Consider the following 16,713-nt stretch of genomic DNA (forward strand, 5'->3'; position numbering starts at 1 on the left):
ACTTCGGAGACCAATGTGACTTGGATCACGGTCGGTCGCGATTCGCAGTCACCGGATGACAGGGTGCGGTCAACAAGCGTCCGCCCCGCTTGTGACCACAGGTGGGGCTGGGCGTTTCCGGCCAGGAGCGAGCTTGGGGGCTCGTCACCGTTCCTGGCGCCAGACGGAAACCTGGGAGGAACCCTGTGAAAGCCCGTACCTGGCTGGCCGGCCTTGCCGCCGGCGCAGTCGCTCTGACGCTGGCAGCGCCCAACGCTGCCATCGGCGCCCCGACGGCCGACCCGGCTCCGAAGAGCCCCGAGGTCCGCACGCTGAGCGCCCCGAAGGGTGGCGGCAGCGACTACGTGAAGAAGCGCGACGCCCTCGGGCGCGCGAAGTCGATCCGCCCGGCGACTCCGCTCAAGGCGCCCGCGGCCGTCAGCGGCAAGGCGGCCAAGTCCGCCACCAGCAAGCCCGACTCGGCCGCCGTCGCCAAGGCCCAGGTCGACGCGGTCGCGCCGTACTTCGGCGCCCGCCCGGCCGACCTGGTCGCCAAGACCACCGAGCTGTCGGAGTACGGCTCGCAGACGCGCTTCCAGCAGACCATCGACGGCGTCCAGGTGTTCGGCGGCGAGATCGTCACCAACCTGGACAAGGCCGGCGCGCTGGAGTCCGCGAACGGCGAGGTCGCGCTCGCGACGTACGGCGCCTTCCCGGCCGCCGACCAGGCCGACGCGGCGAAGTCCAAGGCTCAGGGCTCGGCCCTGCAGGCCGTCGCCACCCGCGGCAAGTTCGACGCCGCCAAGCTGGACGCCGAGCTGATCGGCCCGCGCTGGTTCGACATGGGCCTGGTGACCCGGCAGCCCGGCTCGGTCGCGATCCCGGTGTACATGTACGAGGTGCACGGCCCGGGCGACATCCGCTGGCAGGCCATGGTGCACGCCTCGGGCCAGGCGCTGCTCGCCTGGGACCTGCAGGAGAAGATCAACCGCGTCGTCTGCGACGCCGACCGCGCGATCATCCAGACCGGCGCCGAGGACGTCCGCTGCGGCGGCGGCGTGTTCGCGCCGACCCGCGTCGAGGGCGGCCCGACCTCCACGGTCGCCGACGTCAACCAGGTCTTCGACTTCTTCGGCGACACCTCCGACACCTACGCGTCGCTCGGCACCGACCTCACCCAGCTGATCGGCGTCGACTACGGCGACGGCCTCGGCAAGGCGATCCGCGGCACCGTCCGGGTCTGCGTGGACGGCGGCTGCCCGTTCGCGAACGCCTTCTGGAACGGTGAGCAGATGGCCTTCGGCGAGGGCGTCTCGACCGATGACGTGACCGGTCACGAGCTGACCCACGGCGTCACCCAGCACACCGCGGGCCTGGCCTACCTGTGGGAGGCCGGCGCGATCAACGAGGCGCTGTCCGACATCATGGGCGAGTTCGTCGACCTGACCAACGGCTCGGCCGACGACACCGCCGAGAACCGCTGGCAGATCGGCGAGGGCTCCAGCCTCGGCGTGATCCGGTCGATGTCCGACCCGACGAAGTACAACGACCCGGACAAGATGACCAGCCCGAAGTGGTTCGACGACGACTTCTTCCAGGACAACGGCGGCGTCCACTTCAACTCCGGCGTCGGCAACAAGACGGCGTACCTGATCGCGGACGGCGGCTCGTTCAACGGCCAGAAGATGCTCGGGATCGGCCTGGCCCGCTCGCAGGTGCTGTGGCACGAGACCCAGAAGATCCTCACCACCGGCGCCGACTACGGCGACCTGGCCGAGGGCCTGCGGGCCAGCTGCGACAAGCTCGCCAAGAAGAAGAAGTCCGGTATGACCAAGAAGGACTGCGTCCAGGTCGGCCTGGCCATCAAGGCCACCGAGCTCGACCTCGAGCCGGCCGGCGGCCTGCCGGCCCAGGCCCCGGTCTGCGACACCGCCGGCGCCAAGGCGAAGAACCTGTTCAAGACCAGCTTCGCCGAGTACCCCGACGGCAAGGTCGTCCGGGACCAGGGCTGGGTCCTCGGCAAGGCCGAGGGCGTCGAGGGCTCGCTCGTCGACACGTCGTACAGCAAGGACGGTGACGACTCGATGCTCGGCGTCGTGACCGCCCCGGACCAGTCGATCGGCATCCAGACCGCCAACGGCACCAAGATCAAGAACCCGAAGACGTACCTGCGCTTCCAGCACGCGTACAACTTCTACAACGTGTTCATCATCTTCGGCGTCCGCACCGGTACCGGCACCCTGGAGTACTCCGACAACGGCGGCGCCACCTGGAAGGACAGCGCCGCGCTCACCGGCTGGACCAACGGCCCGACCGTCGACCCGAACTTCGACGACGAGCCGGCCGCCTGGCACGGCAACTCCGGCGGCTGGGAGACCAGCCGGCTCGACCTGACCGAGCTCAAGGGCAAGCAGGTCAAGTTCCGCTGGACCGAGCACGGCAAGGACTTCGCCGACCTGCTCCCGGCGAACTGGTGGCTCGACAACGCGTCGATCTACACCTGCTCCAAGTAACACCCGCTGTTCCGAAGGCCCGGTGGTTCACCCACCGGGCCTTCGGCCTGTCTGCGTAGTCTTCGGCGAGGTGGGTACCGGTCGGTCGAGCCGATCACGGGAGGCCGAAGATGACTGTGACACGTCCGGTGGTGGAGAACGAGCGCGTCGGGGCGCTGGTGAGTCAGGTGACCAGCGATGTGAGCCGGCTGGTTCGGGACGAGCTGCAGCTGGCGAAGGCCGAGCTGAAGGACAAGGGCAAAGAGGCCGGCGTCGGGATCGGATTGTTCGGTGGGGCCGGGACCGTCGCGTTGTACGGGCTCGGAGCTTTGATCGCGGCAGCCATTTGCGGGCTCGCCGTCGTACTACCGGCTTGGCTGGCCGCGTTGATCGTCGCGGTGGTGCTGTTCGCGGTTGCCGCGGTCGCGGCGCTGCTCGGCAAGAAACATGTCAGCCAGGCCACTCCGCCCATTCCGCAGCGCGCCGTCGACGGCGTGCACGAGGACCTCGAAGCACTGAAGGGCCATCAGCCGGAAGGGAAGATCACCGCATGACCACCTCGAAACATCGCGAGCCGATGTCCGAGACCGAGTCCTTGCGTCTCGAACTCGAAATGACGCGCCAGCACCTCGCCGACACCGTGCAGGAGCTGACCCGGCAGCTGAACGTCCCGCGCCGGATCAAGGAATCCGCCGGTCAGGCCGGACACCGGGTCAAGGAATCCGCCGGGTCAGCCGGGCATCGGATGAAAGAGAGTGCCGGGTACGCCGGACTCCGGATGAAGGAGTCGGCCGGGCAGGCCGGGCATCGGGTCAAGGCATCCGCTGGGCATGCCGGGCAGGTGATGAAGGAGAACGCCGGGGTGGCTGGACAGCGGGTGCGCGAAGGCGCGGGCCAGCTGCCGTCGACGACCAAGCAGCACCCCAAGGCGGCCGCGGCCGTCGGCGGCGCGATGCTGCTCGGCGCCGGCGCCATCGCGTGGATGGTCAGCCGCAACAAGTAGCGGCACGTCACCGGGCTGTGGTGATCGGAAAAGCTGGTTCGGCCTCCGGGTTGGACCTCTCAGCCGTCGGCGGACTCCCGGTTTCCCCGGGGTCCGTAGACGGTTTTCCGCGTGGTTATGGGCATTCTTCGCGGGTTATCCCCTGCGTTGGGGCTGAGGGGGTGCGCCGGGGTGGCGGGTTTGGCACTGTCGGACCCAGTAGCGACACGTAGTCCCCACGTCGCTCTTCGCATCCGCCCCAGTTTCGGAGTGAGGCCCGCCCATGTCACATCGTCATGCCCTGACAGCCCTCGCCGTACTCGCCACCGCCGGCGCCCTGGCCGCGCCGACCGCCGCCGCGGCACCCGTCCCCGAAGCCGCGCCGACGACGATTTCGGCCTACACCGGATCGCCGGCCGACGAGGCTGCCACCAAGGCCTTCTACGAGGCCGTCCGCAAGTCCGTACTCGCCAAGCGCGCGGCGGCCGCCAAGAACGGCCAGAAGCTGGCCGCCGTCACCGTCACCTACCGGGTGAACGCGCCGACGTTCCGGGCCCAGATCAACCGCAGCACACAGATCTGGAACTCTTCGGTCGTCGACGTCCGGCTGGCCGAGGTCAGCAGCGGCGCCGATTTCAGCTACCGGGAGGGTAATGACTCTCGCGGCTCGTATGCTTCGACCGACGGACGCGGTCACGGCTACATCTTCATCGACTACCGGCAGGCCCGGCAGTACGACTCGACCCGGATCACCGCCCACGAGACGGGTCACGTCCTCGGTCTGCCGGACCACTACTCCGGGCCCTGCTCGGAGCTGATGTCCGGTGGCGGCCCCGGCACGTCCTGCACGAACGCCGTCCCGAACGCCGCCGAGCGCCGCCGGGTCGACCAGATCTGGTGACGTAACAGGTCCCGGCCCGGGAGCCTCCGCTGCAAGGGGCTCCCGGGCCGCACGTTTTCTCAGCAAGCAGCGGCGCGATCGAGGAGGAGCGCGCGCTCCCGTTCGTTGCGGGTCAGGCCGGCGGCCTTCTCGAACTCCTTGCGGGCCTCGTCGAGCCGGCCGAGTTTGAACAGCAGATCACCGCGGACACTCGGCAGCAGGTGATAGTCCTTCAGGGACGGCTCGTCCGCGAGCGCGTCGACCGCCGTCAGGCCCTGTTCGGGCCCGAACGCCATCGAGATCGCGACCGCGCGGTTGAGCTCGACGACCGGTGACGGCACGAGCTGTGCGAGGACGGCGTACAGGCCGGCGATCGTCGTCCAGTCGGTGGCGTCGGGGTCGGCCGCTCGGGCATGGCAGGCGGCGATCGCGGCCTGCACGAGGTACGGGCCGGGCGGTTTGTCCAGGGCCCAGGCGCGGTCGAGGCCGGCCAGGCCGCGGCCGATCAGGAGGCGGTCCCAGCGGCGGCGATCCTGGTCGAGAAGGAGAACCGGCTCGCCTGTCGGGCTGACGCGGGTGTTCGCGCGGGACGACTGCAGCTCCATCAGCGCAAGCAGACCGTGGACTTCGGGCTCCTCCGGCATCAGCTCGGCGAGCAGCCGGCCGAGCCGCATCGCCTCGTTGCACAGCTCCGGGCGCATCCAGTCGTCGCCGGCGGTCGCGGAGTACCCCTCGTTGTAGATCAGGTAGACGACCTCGAGGACGCTCGCCAATCGGTCGAGCAGCTCCTGGCCGGCCGGGACCTCGAACCCGACGCCGGCCTTGGCCAGGTTGCGTTTCGCGCGGACAACGCGCTGCGCGATCGTCGCCTCCGGCGCGAGGAACGCGCGGGCGATCTCGTCGGTCTTCAGGCCGCCGAGCAGTTTGAGCGTCAGCGTCACCCGCGCGTCCATCGTCAGCACCGGGTGGCACGCGGTGAACACGAGCCGGAGCAGGTCGTCCTCGATGTGGTCCTCGAGAATCGCCTCGACGTCGTCCTCGACGCTCTCGCCGTCGATCTCCAGGTCGTGGCCCAGCTCCGCGAGCTTGCGCTGGTAGGTCTCCTTACGCCGGATCAGGTCGATCGCCCGCCGCTTCGCGATCGCCATCAGCCAGGCGCCCGGGTTCTGCGGGACGCCGGACTCCGGCCACTGCTCCAGCGCCGCCACCAACGCGTCACCGGCCAGCTCCTCCGCGAGCCCGACGTCCCGCACGATCCGTGCCACCCCGGCCACGATCCGCGCCGACTCGATCCGCCACACCGCATCAATCGCCCCGTGCACATCCGTCACCCGGCCGATACAACCCCACGACCCTGATCCGCGGCAACTGCCCTGCGGCGTACCGAGCAACGGGTAGAGGTCGGCGATTCAGCCCCGCGGACGGGCCGGCGCCGCTTGCCCCCTGCTTGGCGACCGGCGGACTACCCGTTCGTCGGTCCGCCGTAGAGCTCGGACTCCGGGTCGAAGTCGGCCTCCTCGACGACCCGGCGGACCTCGACCTCGTTGCCGAGCGCCTCGGCGAGGCGGGCGGCCCACTCGACGGCCTCGTCACGGGAGCGGACCTCGAGGACCATCACGCCGCCGATCAACTCCTTGGTTTCCGCGAACGGGCCATCGGTGACGGTCCGGCGTCCGGCGTCCACCTTGACCCGGGCGCCGAGCGCGCTGCGGTGCACCCCTTCGGCGAACAGCAGTACGCCGGCCTTGGACAGGTCCTCGACGACCCGGCCGACGCCCTCGACGACGTCCGGCCCGGGGAACTTCCCGGCCTCGCTGTCGGCGTCCGCCTTGTTGATGATCATGTAACGCATAGCGCTCGGCTCCTCTGTCTCGGTCGATCTCCTACTCTCACGTCGGACGACGGTCGACCGGATCGACACTCAGCGGCGCACAGATTCCAGCATCGGGGCCGTCAGCTCGTACAGCCGCCGCGCGTTCGCCGGGTCGAACGTCGGCAGCCCCGGGTCGACCGGCTTCCCGACCGCGCGCAGGATCAGCCGCTCGGCGGGCTGGTCGTCCATGACCGCGAGTGTGTCGCGGACGCCGTCCGCGGGGGATTTCGCGAACGCCGCGGCGGTCAGGCGGCTGAGCGTGCGCAGCGGCTGCGGCAGGTGGTTGCCTGGGGTATTCGTGTATGGCGGCTGGATGCCGAAGTACTTCGTCCGGCCGTCGGGGTGGTTCTGCAGGTAGTGGATCGGCAGCAGGTCGTTGGCGCGGCCGTTCGCGATGGTCGCCTGGACGACGCCGTACTTCCGCTCGCTCTGCAGGTCGTCCCAGGCGACGGCGCCCTTGGTGATCCCGGTGGCGCCGATGTTGGCGATGATCGGCGTCCCGCCGCGCTCCAGCAGCTCGGTCAACCCGTAGCTGAGCAGGAACCGGCTCAGGTAGTAGAGGACGAACCCGCCCTCGAACCCGTCCACCGTCACCTTCCGCTTCACGAACGGCACCATCGCCGTCAGCACCAGCGCATCCAGCGCCTCGTGCCGCGCCCCGACCTCCTCGATCACCCGCCGGTTCTCCGCGAGCGACGTCAGATCCGCCGCCACGAACGCCGCCTCCCCCGGCAACCCCGCGACGTCGTCCAGAAACACCTGTCCGCGCTCCGGCGTACTCCCGACCACCGTCACCCGCGCCCCGCGGCGCAGGTAATGCACGGCGATCTCCCGCCCCAGCCCCGTCGTCCCACCGGCCACCACCACGTCCCGCATCCCGACCTCCTCCCAAGTCATCGATCGATGACTTATCTGGTGACGAGGCTAGCCAGCCCGCGGGTACGATGTCAACACTCGATGACTTGGAGGCGAGATGCCGAACCCCGACAGCCCCGCGGACACCCGGCAGAACGCCGGGCGGAAGCCGGCGGCAGACGCGGGGCAGGGCGCCGGGCGAAAGCGGGACCGGGAGGCGACGCGGGCGCGGTTGGTGGAGTGCGCGCGGCTGCGCTTCGCGCGGGACGGGTACGACGGGACGTCGGTACGCGACGTCGCGGGGGACGTCGGGGTCGACCCGGCGCTCGTCTTCCGCTACTTCGGCTCGAAATCAGGCCTCTTCACCGAGGCCATGGCGACCTCCCAGGACGCCGTCCCGCTCCCCGACGGCCCACTCGAGGACCTCCCCGCCAAACTCATGCACCAGCTCGTCTTCCAGGACTGGTCCGAGTACGCCGGCGAGCACCCCCTGATCGCCATGCTCCGCTCCGCCTCCCACGAGGACACCCGCGACCGCCTCCGCCAACAGGTCTGCGACGGCTACCTCGGCGTCCTCGCAGAACTTGCCGAAGGCAACGAAGACAAAGCCCTCCGCGCCGAACTCTTCGGCGCCTTCCTCCTCGGCATCGGCATCCTCCGCACCGCCGTCGGCACCCCCCACCTGACCGCCGCCACCGAACCCGACCTAACCCCCCACCTAACCGCCGTAACCAAAGCCCTCTTCACCCCCACCACAACCTGACCCACCCCACCCGCCCACCACCCAACCAACACACCCCCGCAGCTAGCCACCACACCCCCGCACGACCAGCCCCGCACCAGCACACCCCGGCAGCGCCGCACGAGCAGCCCCCGCACCACCGCACCCCCCGCACGACCGCACCCCGCACCCCGCACCGCCGCACGACCGGAGCGCCGCACCCCGCACCCCCGCACGACCGGACCGCCGCACCCCGCACCCCGCACCCCCGCACGACCGGACCGCCGCACCCCGCACCCCCGCACCCCGCACCCCGCACCCCGCAGCAGCCTCGCGTCACACCACCTGCCGGCGCTGACAACCTGACCAAGGCCGACGTCCCGCCGGCCTGTCACGAACCCGCGCCAGGCCGCAGTCCCACCGTCCCCGACAACCGGCGGACGCTACACGCCGGTCCAGTCGCCACCGCCGGCGGTAGGCGTGCATGCACCTGGCAGGTGGGCGCGGCGTCCAGTGGAACCTATGGCGCGTGATCCGGCCGGACGCCGGTGAAGCTCAGCCACGACCCGGCTCCGGAGCATCCGGCCGGTCCGCGGGCAGCGGACGTCGGTCCGGGCGCCAGCGGACGTCGGGCAGACACAGTCAGCCGACCGGAGCGTGATCAGCGACCGGAGGCCTCGCCATGAACAACGACGATCGGAAGCGTCAGGCGAACAGGCAGTCGCCGCTCCCCTTCGGTTACAGGCCGCGAGAGCTAGCTGGGTTGGTTGGTTTCGGGTTGGTAGGCGCAGGCGTCTACGAGGTTTTGGGTGGGGGGTTTGGGGGTGTTGGTGGATTTGGTGGGGGGTTTGGGGGTTTTGGCGGTGGGTTTGGCGGTGGGGGGTGGAGCGGGGGCTTCGAGGGCGTCGGCGATGGCTTCGCGCATGCCTTCGTAGTCGGGGTGGAGGTACTTCATGCGGAGTTTCGACACGTCGAGGTTGATGTTGGAGACGGTGCCGGACTTGACCTTGAGGGCGAGGGTGACGAGGGCCGGCAGGAGCTCTTGGGGGATGTCGGTGCGGAGCAGGTGCCGGCCGGCTTTGGCGATCGCCTTGTACTTGGTGACGAGGGTGGCGGGGTCGGCGGCGTCGACCATGGCCTTGATCGTGCAGCGCTGGCGGATCTGGCGCTGGTCGTCGTCGGCGTTGTAGCGGCCGCGGGCGAACCAGAGGGCGTGCCGGCCGTCGAGGTGCTGTTTCGGGCCCGGCTCGATCCACTCCTTGGGCGGGATGTGGGCGCTGCTGACGCCGCCCATCGCGACCCGTTCGTTGACGTTGACGGTGATCCCGCCGAGCGCGTTCACCAGCTCGGGGAAACCGGTCAGGTTCACCTGGAGGTAGTAGTCGATCTTCAGGCCGGTCGCCGCGCCGACGGACTGTTTGAGGACGTCGGCGCCCTCGTTGTCCGACGGGCCGAGGATGCCGGGGTGCGCGGCCGGGACGTTCTCGTACATGGCGGTCAGCATCCACTCCAGCCGACCCTCCAGGCTGAGCCCCTCCTTGCCGAAACCGTTCGGGTACTTGCGGTACAGCGGCGAGTCCTTCGGGAACGGCATGAAGGTGAGCTGGCGCGGCATCGAGATCAGCGCGGTGTTACCGGTCTTGGTGTCGATACTCGCGACGATGACGGTGTCGGTCCGGACGCCGACGCGGCTCGGCGCGTCGTCACCGCCGAGCAGCAGCAGGTTCAGCCGCGGGCGGTCCTCCCACGGGTCCTTGATGTTGACGGTCTTCGGCCGGGTCGCGCTCTTGCTCTCGCCCTGCGCGACGAAAACGTCCTGGACCAGGTCCCGCTGGGCCATCACGTTCTGGACGGCGACCGCGGCCGGGGCCGCGATCGCGAAACACAGCACCCCGACGAAGGCCGCGCCGAGCGCCCGCCGGCCGGCGCCGCCCGTTGCCGGACGCAACGACCGGTGCGAGGCGACGATCACCACGATCCAGAGCAGCGCGAGCGCGCCGATCGTCACCGAGGTGATCAGCAACCGGCTCGGTACGACGGCGGCCGCGAGCACCTCCTGGCGACGCGTCAGCCCGACGTACACGCCGAGACCGACCAGGCCGAGGGTGATGGTGAGGACGAACGCGCCGATCCGCCGGCGTCCACCGGCGATCAGCCCGACCCCGGGCACGAGCGCGCCCAGCAACGTCCAGCCCAGCAGCTTCGGCACCGAGCGTGGCCGGTCGACCGCCGTGTGCGAGTGTCTCCCCATTGACTCCCCTGTCGCCGTCCAGGTGTGTCCCGGGAGACACGCCCTCACAAGTGTGCATCGTTGCAGCACGCTCTACAGCTTCAGACGTGTTACAGGGCCATTCGGTTGTCACACGGGCAGATGACCGCCGGCGAAGCCTTCGGTCTCGACCAGGGTCCGGACCACTCGGGCGATCTGTTCCGGCGGGGTCCAGCCGCTGGTGTCGGCGCCCGGGCGGGCCGCGCGGTTGGCCGCGGTGTCGATGGTCGCGGGCAGGATCGTGTTCACCCGGACGCCGTCACGCGCGTACTCCGCGTGCAGCGCGTCGGCGAAGGCGATCACGCCGGCCTTCGCGGCGATGTACCCGGCCGCGCCGGCGAACGGCCGGATCGCCGACCGGCTCGACGTACAGACGATCGCCCCGGCGCCCGCGGCGAGCAGGTGCGGCAGGACGGCCTGCGTGATCAGGTACGTCGGCCGCAGGTTGATCCGGAACTGCTCCTCGAACTCCTCGATCGGCGTCTCGTGCACGCGCCCGCCGGCCGCGAACCCGCCGACCAGGTTGACCAGCGCGGTCAGCGGCGCACTCTCGTCGGACGCCGCCAGCGCGACGACGTCCGCGATATCGGCGGGGTCGCACGGGTCGGCGACGATCGGGCTCAGCGCGGGGTGCGCGCCGAGCCGCCCGACCGTCTGCTCGGTCCGGCCGGGCGCGACCACCCGCCAGCCGGCGTCCAGGAACTCCGCGACCACCGCCCGGCCGAGGCCTCCGGTGCCTCCGGCAACAACCACCGTCTGCGTCATGACGGCGAGCTTAATCGGCTCGCGCCGGCGGTGGGACGGCGTTAGCGTCGGGCGGATGCGGATGCTGGCGCTGGGCGGGAACGGGTTTCTTGGACGCGCGATCGTGCTGGACGCGCTGGCGCACGGCGCGGAGGTGACGTCGTTCAGCCGCGGGATGAGTGGCGAGCGCCTGCCGGACGCGGTCGTGCAGCTGGCCGGCGACCGGTCGCGCGGGGACTACGCGGCGTTGGCTTCCGGCGAGTGGGACGTCGTCGTCGACCTGAGCGGGTACCAGAGCCGCGAGGTCGACGAGGCGATGGACGCGCTCGGCGATCGGGTCGGGCGGTACATGTTCATGTCGAGCCACGCGGTGTACGCGCTCGATCTGCCGGCCGGGGCGACCGAGGACGCCGTCCGCCGGGAGCCGCTGCGCGCGGCCGACATCCTCACGAACGACACCTACGGGCCGTGCAAGGTCGCGTGTGAGGACGACGTCCTGGCGCGGTACGGCGACCGAGCGACGATCGTCCGCCCGGGTCGAGTGACCGGGCCGGGCGACTCCGCCGAAACCGTTCTCTACTGGGTACGCCGAGGCGCGCGCGGCGGCCGGGTCGCCGTCCCCACCAGCCCCGACCAGCCCCTCCAACTGGTCGACAGCCGGGACGTCGCCCGCCTCGTCGTCCAACTAGCCACCGACAACCGCCCCGGCGCCTACACCGCCGTCGGCCCCGACTCCACCCTCGGCGAACTCATCACCACCGCAGCCACCCTCACCAACACCACCGTCGACCTCATCCAGATCCCCACCACCGCCGTCCCACCCAACTTCCCCCTCGTCGAACCCCCACCCCTCTGGCCCACCCGCCGCCGCAACCCCACCAAAGCCCGCTCCGCCGGCCTCCCCACCACTCCCCTCCCCCAAACCCTCGCCGCCCTCCACACCTGGGACCACCACCGCGGCCACCCACCCCTCACCACCGGCCCAACCCCCGAAGCTGAATCCGCCCTCCTCCAGAACTACTAGTCGGGGAGGGTGAGGGTTTTGCCGGCGGTGCGGGCGGCGGTGATGGAGCGGGTGAGGGTTTGGCGGAGGGCGGTGGCTTCTTCGGTGAAGTTTTCGAGGAGGGTGTTGTTGTGGAGGGGTTCGGTGCGGGCGAGGAGGTCGAGGTAGCGGTCGGAGTCGGCGAGGGCGGCTTCGGCGCGGAGGGCGGCGTCGGCGGCGCGGACGCGGTCGGCGTACTGCTCGAAGAGGGCTACTTTGCGGTCGATGGCGGCGACGGAGAGGGCGAGGGCGCGGCGCTGGGGGCCGAGGACGGTGTCGAGTTCGGCGGTGGCCATGCCGCGGGCGACGTCCTGCTGGCGGGCGCGGAGGACGGTCTGCTCGCGGAGGACCTGGGCGATGTCCCAGAGCTGTTCGGGCAGGACGAGCTCGTTCTGCATGTCGTCGAGCAGGCCACGCCGGGTGACTGTTGCCTCCAGCACCGATTTGACCGCGCGCTGGGCGCGGGTGAGCAGGCGGGCGGCGGGTTCGTCGAAGTCGGCGGGCAGCAGGTACTTGCCGTGCTGCAGCCGGACCGACTTGTGCCCGCGGTCCTCGACCACCGACTTGACCAGGATGCCGGCGGTGGACAGGACGGCGAGCGCGGCCAGCGCGGTCGCGACCCAGATCGTCACGGTCGTCGGCAGCACCGCGCCCATCACGATCGTCGCGAGGATCCACCCGCCCACGCAGACCGTGACCCAGACCAGCAACTGGCCAAGGGTGTTCGCGGGCGTCCCCGACCAGGACGTCTGCCGCTTCGGCCGCTGCGCGTCCGCCGGGACGAACAGCTCGGGCCGGTGCTCGTAGAGCCGTCGTACCGCGACCGGCACATCGGGTGCGAACACCGGATCCATCGCCACCTCCGCAGGCTTCATCAGCACACAGCGTAGCTGGGCCGCTGCAGGTTCAAGTGCAGGTGAGATCTGAACGATATTGCTGACAGGTTAGGTAAGGCTATGCTTTCGGCCATGCGCGATCAGGCAGGGTTGACCGGTGACGATCTGCGCCTGGGCTATCACGGAAAGCGCGTGGTGGACGGCGCTTCGCTGCGCATCGAGGCAGCGAGTGTGACCGCGCTCGTCGGGCCCAACGGCAGCGGCAAGTCCACGCTGCTGCGCGCCCTCGCCCGGCTGCACCAGCCGGAGTCCGGCAGCATCACCTTCCCGGACGGCGGGAACGCGCTCGCCTTGTCGAGCAAGGAGTTCGCCCGCAAGGTGACGCTGCTCTCGCAGTCCCGCCCGACGCCGAACGGCGTCTCGGTCCACGACGTCGTCGGGTACGGACGCCACCCGCACCGGGGCCGCTGGCGCGGCGACGACCCGGACGGCCACCGCGCCATCGAGCACGCCATGGCCGTGACCGGGGTGACCGACATGGCCGATCGCTCGGTCGACGAGCTGTCCGGCGGCGAGTTGCAGCGCGTCTGGCTCGCGACCTGCCTGGCCCAGGACACCGGCGTCCTGCTGCTCGACGAGCCGACCACTTTTCTCGATCTGCGCTACCAGATCGAGATCCTCGACCTGATGCGTGACCTGGCCGACGACCACGGGGTCGCGGTGGGCGTCGTCCTGCACGACCTCAACCAGGCCGCCGCGGTCGCGGACCGGATCGCACTACTCGATCAGGGGCGAGTACGTGCGACCGGCACTCCCGCCGAGGTCCTGGACGCCGCCGCGCTGTCCGAGACCTACGGCATCGCGATCGAGGTGGGTACCGACCCGGCCACCGGCCTGGTCAGCACCCGCCCGATCGGCAAGCACCTCAGTCGCATTCCAACCAGCTGAAAGTACTGTCATGAAGCGAACCGCTGCTCTCGCCATCTCCGCGCTGATCGCCTTGACGGCGTGCGGAACGAGTGAACCCGCCGCCGACGAGAACGCCGGCGGCACCGCGACGGCGACGCCGGTGCCGGTCTCGATCACCGACGCCCGGAACAAGAAGATCGACCTCAAGGCGCCGGCCACCCGCGTCGTCGGCCTGGAGTGGGGCGTCGTCGAGAACCTGATCTCGGTCGGCGTGATGCCGGTCGGCGTCGCGGACGTGAAGGGTTACACCGCCTGGGTGACGGCGGCCAAACTCGACCCGTCGGTGAAGGACGTCGGCACCCGCGGCGAGTCCAGCGTCGACGCGATCGTTGCCCTCAACCCCGATCTGGTGATCACCACCAGCGACGAGTCCAAGAGCGCGATCGAGCAGATCGAGAAGGCCGTGCCGGTGCTGGTGGTCCGGGCCGCGGACGCGAAGAACGCGATCCCGCAGATGAAGTCCAACCTGGAGCTGACCGCGAGCGCCGTCGGCCGGACGCCGGAGGCCCAGCAGATCAACGCCGACTTCGACAAGGCGGTTGCCGAGGGCAAGAAGAAGATCACCGACGCGGGGAAGGCCGGGACGGCGTTCACGATGGCCGACGGCTGGAAGGACGGCAGCTCGATCTCGATCCGGATGTACACGTCCGGCTCGCTGCTCGGGGCCGTCGGCAACGAGCTCGGCCTGAAGAACGCCTGGCCGGGCGAGGGTGACAAGGACTACGGCCTGGCCCAGAGCGATCTCGAGGGCATGACGAAGCTGAAGGACGGCGAGTTCCTCTACATCGCGAACAAGTCCGACGGCGGCGACGTGTTCGGCGACGACCTGGCCAAGAACGCGATCTGGAAGAACCTGCCGTTCGTGAAGAGCGACAACGTGCACCGGCTCGAGGACGGTATCTGGATGTTCGGCGGCCCGAAGTCCACCGAGCAGTTCATCGACGCGGCCGTCCAGGCAGTCACCTCTTGACCCAGCTCGACACCGCGCGGGCAGCTGACGAAGCTGCCGCGGCGCTGCGCCGGCCGGTGCGGCGGATCCGCGTCGCCGGGGTCTTCGTCCTGACCCTGGCCGCGGTCGTCGTGCTGGCCGGCGTCCATCTCACCCAAGGTACGTCGACGGTTGGCGCCGGCGACCTGATCAAGCTGGTCTTCGGCCAGGGCACCGACAACACCGCGAACGTGCTGGTCGCGTCCCGGCTGCCCCGGCTGCTCGCCGGCGTCCTCGTGGGGATCGCCCTCGGGTTCGCCGGGGCCGGTCTGCAGTCGCTGGCCCGCAACCCGCTCGCCTCCCCCGACACGCTGGGCGTCAACGCCGGCGCCTATCTGGCCGTCGTGACCGTCGCCGCGCTTGGCATCCAGCTTCCGGTGCTCCCCGCGGGCGGCGTCGCCTTCACCGGCGGTCTGGCCGCCGCCGTCCTCGTTCTGGCGTTGTCGGCGGGTGGCACGACCGGTCCGACCCGGCTGATCCTGGCCGGGTCGGCGGTGGCGATGGCGCTCGGCGGCGTCACGACGACGCTGATGCTGCTGTACCGCGAGGAGACCGTCGGCACGTTCGCGTGGAGCGCGGGCACGCTCGTCCAGACCGATCTGAACGCCGTCAGCCAGATGGCCCCGGTCGTCGCGGTCGGCATCATCGGATCGCTGATCCTGGCGGGCAAACTCGACATCCTGGCCCTCGGCGACGACACGGCGTCCGTCCTCGGTGTGCACGTACGCCGGGTGCGCGTGATCGTCACGCTGCTCACCGTGCTGTTGTCGGCCGCGGCCGTGACGGTGACGGGCCCGGTCGGCTTCGTCGGCCTGGTCGCGCCGGTGCTGGTCCGGCTGCTCGTACCGCTGGTTCCCGGCCTGCTGCGGCACCGCGTCCTGCTGCCGCTGTCCGGGCTGGCCGGCATCCTCGTCGTCCTGCTGTCGGACGTCGTACTCCGTGCGGCCCTCGGCGGTCAGGCCGGGGTCGAGATCCCGACCGGCATCATGACGATGGTGGTCGGCGCGATCGTGCTGGTCTGGCTGGCCCGCCGCTACCGCGACTCCGGCCCGAGCCGCTCCCCCGGCGGGGCCGGCGGCGGGCTGCGCAGCCGCCGGACGTTCCTGCTGGTCACCGCCGTCCTGCTGATCCTCCTGGTCGCGTTCGCGGTCTTCGCGATGCTCTCCGGTGATGCCTTCCTGCGGACGGGCGACATCGTCAACTGGGCCAACAACCGCTCCGGCCGGGTCATCACCTATGTGCTCGACGCGCGGTTCCCGCGGGTGCTGGCCGCGATCCTGTCCGGTGCCGCGCTCGCGATCGCGGGCGCCGTCGTCCAGGCGGTCTGCCGGAACCCGCTGGCCGAGCCTGGCATTCTCGGGATCACCGGCGGCGCGGGCGTCGGTGCCGTGGCCACTCTGGTCCTGGCGCCGGCGGCCGGTATCTGGCTGCTCTCCGGGGTCGCCGCAGTGGGTGCGCTGGCGACGTTCGCTCTGGTCTACCTGGTGTCGTGGCGGGGCGGGCTGAGCTCGGACCGGCTGGTGCTGATCGGTGTCGGCGTCTCGTCGGCCGCGACGGCGGTGATCACGCTGATGATCGTCGCGACCGACCCCTGGAACATCAGCCTCGCGATGACGTGGCTGTCCGGGAGCACCTACGGCCGGACGCTTCCGCAGGTCCTTCCGGTCACGCTGGCGTTGCTGGTGCTGACGCCGGTGATGCTGCATGCGCGGCGCGAGCTCGACCTGCTCGCGCTGGACGACGACGTCCCGCGCGTGCTCGGCGTCCGCCTGGAGCGGACCAGGCTCGTCATGCTGCTCTGCGCGGCGCTGATGACCGCGGCCGCGGTGTCGGCGATCGGCGTGGTCGGCTTCGTCGGGCTGGTCGCACCGCACGCCGCTCGTGCTCTGGTCGGCGGGAGCCACGCCCGGATCCTGCCGGTCGCCGCGCTGCTCGGCGCCGTCCTGGTCAGCATCTCGGACAGCCTCGGCCGCACGCTGATCGCACCGGCGCAAATTCCGGCCGGTCTGCTCACAGCGATGATCGGAGCGCCGTACTTCGTCTACCTGCTCTGGCGAACCAGAGTGCCCGTGTCAAGATGAGT

At 70.4% G+C, this 16,713-nt stretch carries 15 protein-coding genes; 9 read left to right on the plus strand and 6 right to left on the minus strand.

All coding sequences use genetic code 11. From position 1 onward, the window contains the following. Positions 1-185: 185 nt before the first annotated feature. The 4 genes from ACZ6ZD_RS02670 (at position 186) to snpA (ending at position 4,354) form a co-directional block, all read left to right on the plus strand. Entirely contained in the window at positions 186-2,492 is a 2,307-nt protein-coding gene (locus tag ACZ6ZD_RS02670) for a M4 family metallopeptidase (RefSeq protein WP_465667636.1), read from the plus strand. 110 nt (positions 2,493-2,602) lie between these two features. Next, positions 2,603-3,025 (plus strand): phage holin family protein, encoded by a 423-nt coding sequence (locus ACZ6ZD_RS02675; protein WP_465667638.1) that lies wholly within the window; start codon positions 2,603-2,605, stop codon positions 3,023-3,025. Continuing rightward, positions 3,022-3,474 (plus strand): DUF3618 domain-containing protein, encoded by a 453-nt coding sequence (locus ACZ6ZD_RS02680; RefSeq protein WP_465667640.1) that lies wholly within the window; start codon positions 3,022-3,024, stop codon positions 3,472-3,474. The genes ACZ6ZD_RS02675 and ACZ6ZD_RS02680 overlap by 4 nt, the downstream gene beginning before the upstream one ends. 262 nt (positions 3,475-3,736) lie before the next feature. Next, the gene (gene snpA / locus ACZ6ZD_RS02685) at positions 3,737-4,354 is read left to right on the plus strand and encodes a snapalysin (protein ID WP_465667642.1); all 618 of its coding nucleotides are present in this window, start codon (positions 3,737-3,739) and stop codon (positions 4,352-4,354) included. A gap of 59 nt (positions 4,355-4,413) precedes the next feature. Here snpA and ACZ6ZD_RS02690 read toward each other — a convergent pair whose 3' ends face one another. From ACZ6ZD_RS02690 to ACZ6ZD_RS02700, 3 genes are all read right to left on the minus strand, one after another. After that, positions 4,414-5,664: an RNA polymerase sigma factor gene (locus tag ACZ6ZD_RS02690; protein WP_465667644.1), complete on the minus strand. Its 1,251-nt coding sequence runs from the start codon at positions 5,662-5,664 to the stop codon at positions 4,414-4,416. A 131-nt stretch (positions 5,665-5,795) separates the two neighbouring features. Continuing rightward, complete coding sequence (locus tag ACZ6ZD_RS02695; protein ID WP_465667646.1) at positions 5,796-6,185, minus strand: YciI family protein; 390 nt, start codon at positions 6,183-6,185, stop codon at positions 5,796-5,798. Positions 6,186-6,254: 69 nt separating this feature from the next. Then, positions 6,255-7,082: an SDR family NAD(P)-dependent oxidoreductase gene (locus ACZ6ZD_RS02700; RefSeq protein ID WP_465667648.1), complete on the minus strand. Its 828-nt coding sequence runs from the start codon at positions 7,080-7,082 to the stop codon at positions 6,255-6,257. Between the two features lie 97 nt (positions 7,083-7,179). On the opposite strand from ACZ6ZD_RS02700, the gene ACZ6ZD_RS02705 reads away from it, so the two are divergent. Further along, positions 7,180-7,824 (plus strand): TetR/AcrR family transcriptional regulator, encoded by a 645-nt coding sequence (locus tag ACZ6ZD_RS02705; protein ID WP_465667650.1) that lies wholly within the window; start codon positions 7,180-7,182, stop codon positions 7,822-7,824. A gap of 712 nt (positions 7,825-8,536) precedes the next feature. Here the strand turns inward: ACZ6ZD_RS02705 and ACZ6ZD_RS02710 are convergent. Together ACZ6ZD_RS02710 and ACZ6ZD_RS02715 are read right to left on the minus strand one after the other, a co-directional pair. Further along, positions 8,537-10,033 (minus strand): LCP family glycopolymer transferase, encoded by a 1,497-nt coding sequence (locus tag ACZ6ZD_RS02710; RefSeq protein ID WP_465667651.1) that lies wholly within the window; start codon positions 10,031-10,033, stop codon positions 8,537-8,539. 108 nt (positions 10,034-10,141) lie between these two features. Beyond that, a complete protein-coding gene (locus ACZ6ZD_RS02715; RefSeq protein WP_465667653.1) occupies positions 10,142-10,816 on the minus strand; it encodes an SDR family NAD(P)-dependent oxidoreductase in 675 nt (224 codons plus the stop codon). Here ACZ6ZD_RS02715 and ACZ6ZD_RS02720 point away from each other — a divergent pair. After that, positions 10,815-11,819, plus strand: coding sequence for an NAD-dependent epimerase/dehydratase family protein (locus ACZ6ZD_RS02720; protein WP_465667655.1), 1,005 nt, complete (start codon positions 10,815-10,817; stop codon positions 11,817-11,819). The two genes, ACZ6ZD_RS02715 and ACZ6ZD_RS02720, sit on opposite strands and share 2 nt — an antisense overlap. Here ACZ6ZD_RS02720 and ACZ6ZD_RS02725 read toward each other — a convergent pair. Continuing rightward, positions 11,816-12,712, minus strand: a complete 897-nt coding sequence (locus ACZ6ZD_RS02725; RefSeq protein ID WP_465667657.1) for a hypothetical protein — start codon at positions 12,710-12,712, stop codon at positions 11,816-11,818. The two genes, ACZ6ZD_RS02720 and ACZ6ZD_RS02725, sit on opposite strands and share 4 nt — an antisense overlap. Positions 12,713-12,805: 93 nt before the next feature. On the opposite strand from ACZ6ZD_RS02725, the gene ACZ6ZD_RS02730 reads away from it, so the two are divergent. Genes ACZ6ZD_RS02730 through ACZ6ZD_RS02740 form a run of 3 tightly spaced genes read left to right on the plus strand, consistent with a single transcriptional unit; the run spans position 12,806 to position 16,711 of the window. After that, positions 12,806-13,621 (plus strand): ABC transporter ATP-binding protein, encoded by an 816-nt coding sequence (locus ACZ6ZD_RS02730; protein ID WP_465667659.1) that lies wholly within the window; start codon positions 12,806-12,808, stop codon positions 13,619-13,621. A 10-nt stretch (positions 13,622-13,631) separates the two neighbouring features. Continuing rightward, positions 13,632-14,612, plus strand: coding sequence for an ABC transporter substrate-binding protein (locus tag ACZ6ZD_RS02735; RefSeq protein ID WP_465667661.1), 981 nt, complete (start codon positions 13,632-13,634; stop codon positions 14,610-14,612). Beyond that, positions 14,609-16,711: an iron ABC transporter permease gene (locus ACZ6ZD_RS02740; RefSeq protein ID WP_465667663.1), complete on the plus strand. Its 2,103-nt coding sequence runs from the start codon at positions 14,609-14,611 to the stop codon at positions 16,709-16,711. The genes ACZ6ZD_RS02735 and ACZ6ZD_RS02740 overlap by 4 nt, the downstream gene beginning before the upstream one ends. Positions 16,712-16,713 lie beyond the last annotated feature (2 nt).

The sequence above is a fragment of the Kribbella sp. NPDC104218 genome, assembly GCF_055584105.1.

Coding starts and splice junctions, on each gene's coding strand:
- ACZ6ZD_RS02695 (WP_465667646.1), bottom strand. CDS start 6,185: ATGCGTTACATGATCATCAACAAGGCGGACGCCGACAGCGAGGCCGGG.
- ACZ6ZD_RS02675 (WP_465667638.1), top strand. CDS start 2,603: ATGACTGTGACACGTCCGGTGGTGGAGAACGAGCGCGTCGGGGCGCTG.
- ACZ6ZD_RS02715 (WP_465667653.1), bottom strand. CDS start 10,816: ATGACGCAGACGGTGGTTGTTGCCGGAGGCACCGGAGGCCTCGGCCGG.
- snpA (WP_465667642.1), top strand. CDS start 3,737: ATGTCACATCGTCATGCCCTGACAGCCCTCGCCGTACTCGCCACCGCC.
- ACZ6ZD_RS02705 (WP_465667650.1), top strand. CDS start 7,180: ATGCCGAACCCCGACAGCCCCGCGGACACCCGGCAGAACGCCGGGCGG.
- ACZ6ZD_RS02730 (WP_465667659.1), top strand. CDS start 12,806: ATGCGCGATCAGGCAGGGTTGACCGGTGACGATCTGCGCCTGGGCTAT.
- ACZ6ZD_RS02735 (WP_465667661.1), top strand. CDS start 13,632: ATGAAGCGAACCGCTGCTCTCGCCATCTCCGCGCTGATCGCCTTGACG.
- ACZ6ZD_RS02720 (WP_465667655.1), top strand. CDS start 10,815: ATGACGGCGAGCTTAATCGGCTCGCGCCGGCGGTGGGACGGCGTTAGC.
- ACZ6ZD_RS02680 (WP_465667640.1), top strand. CDS start 3,022: ATGACCACCTCGAAACATCGCGAGCCGATGTCCGAGACCGAGTCCTTG.
- ACZ6ZD_RS02700 (WP_465667648.1), bottom strand. CDS start 7,082: ATGCGGGACGTGGTGGTGGCCGGTGGGACGACGGGGCTGGGGCGGGAG.
- ACZ6ZD_RS02725 (WP_465667657.1), bottom strand. CDS start 12,712: ATGAAGCCTGCGGAGGTGGCGATGGATCCGGTGTTCGCACCCGATGTG.
- ACZ6ZD_RS02710 (WP_465667651.1), bottom strand. CDS start 10,033: ATGGGGAGACACTCGCACACGGCGGTCGACCGGCCACGCTCGGTGCCG.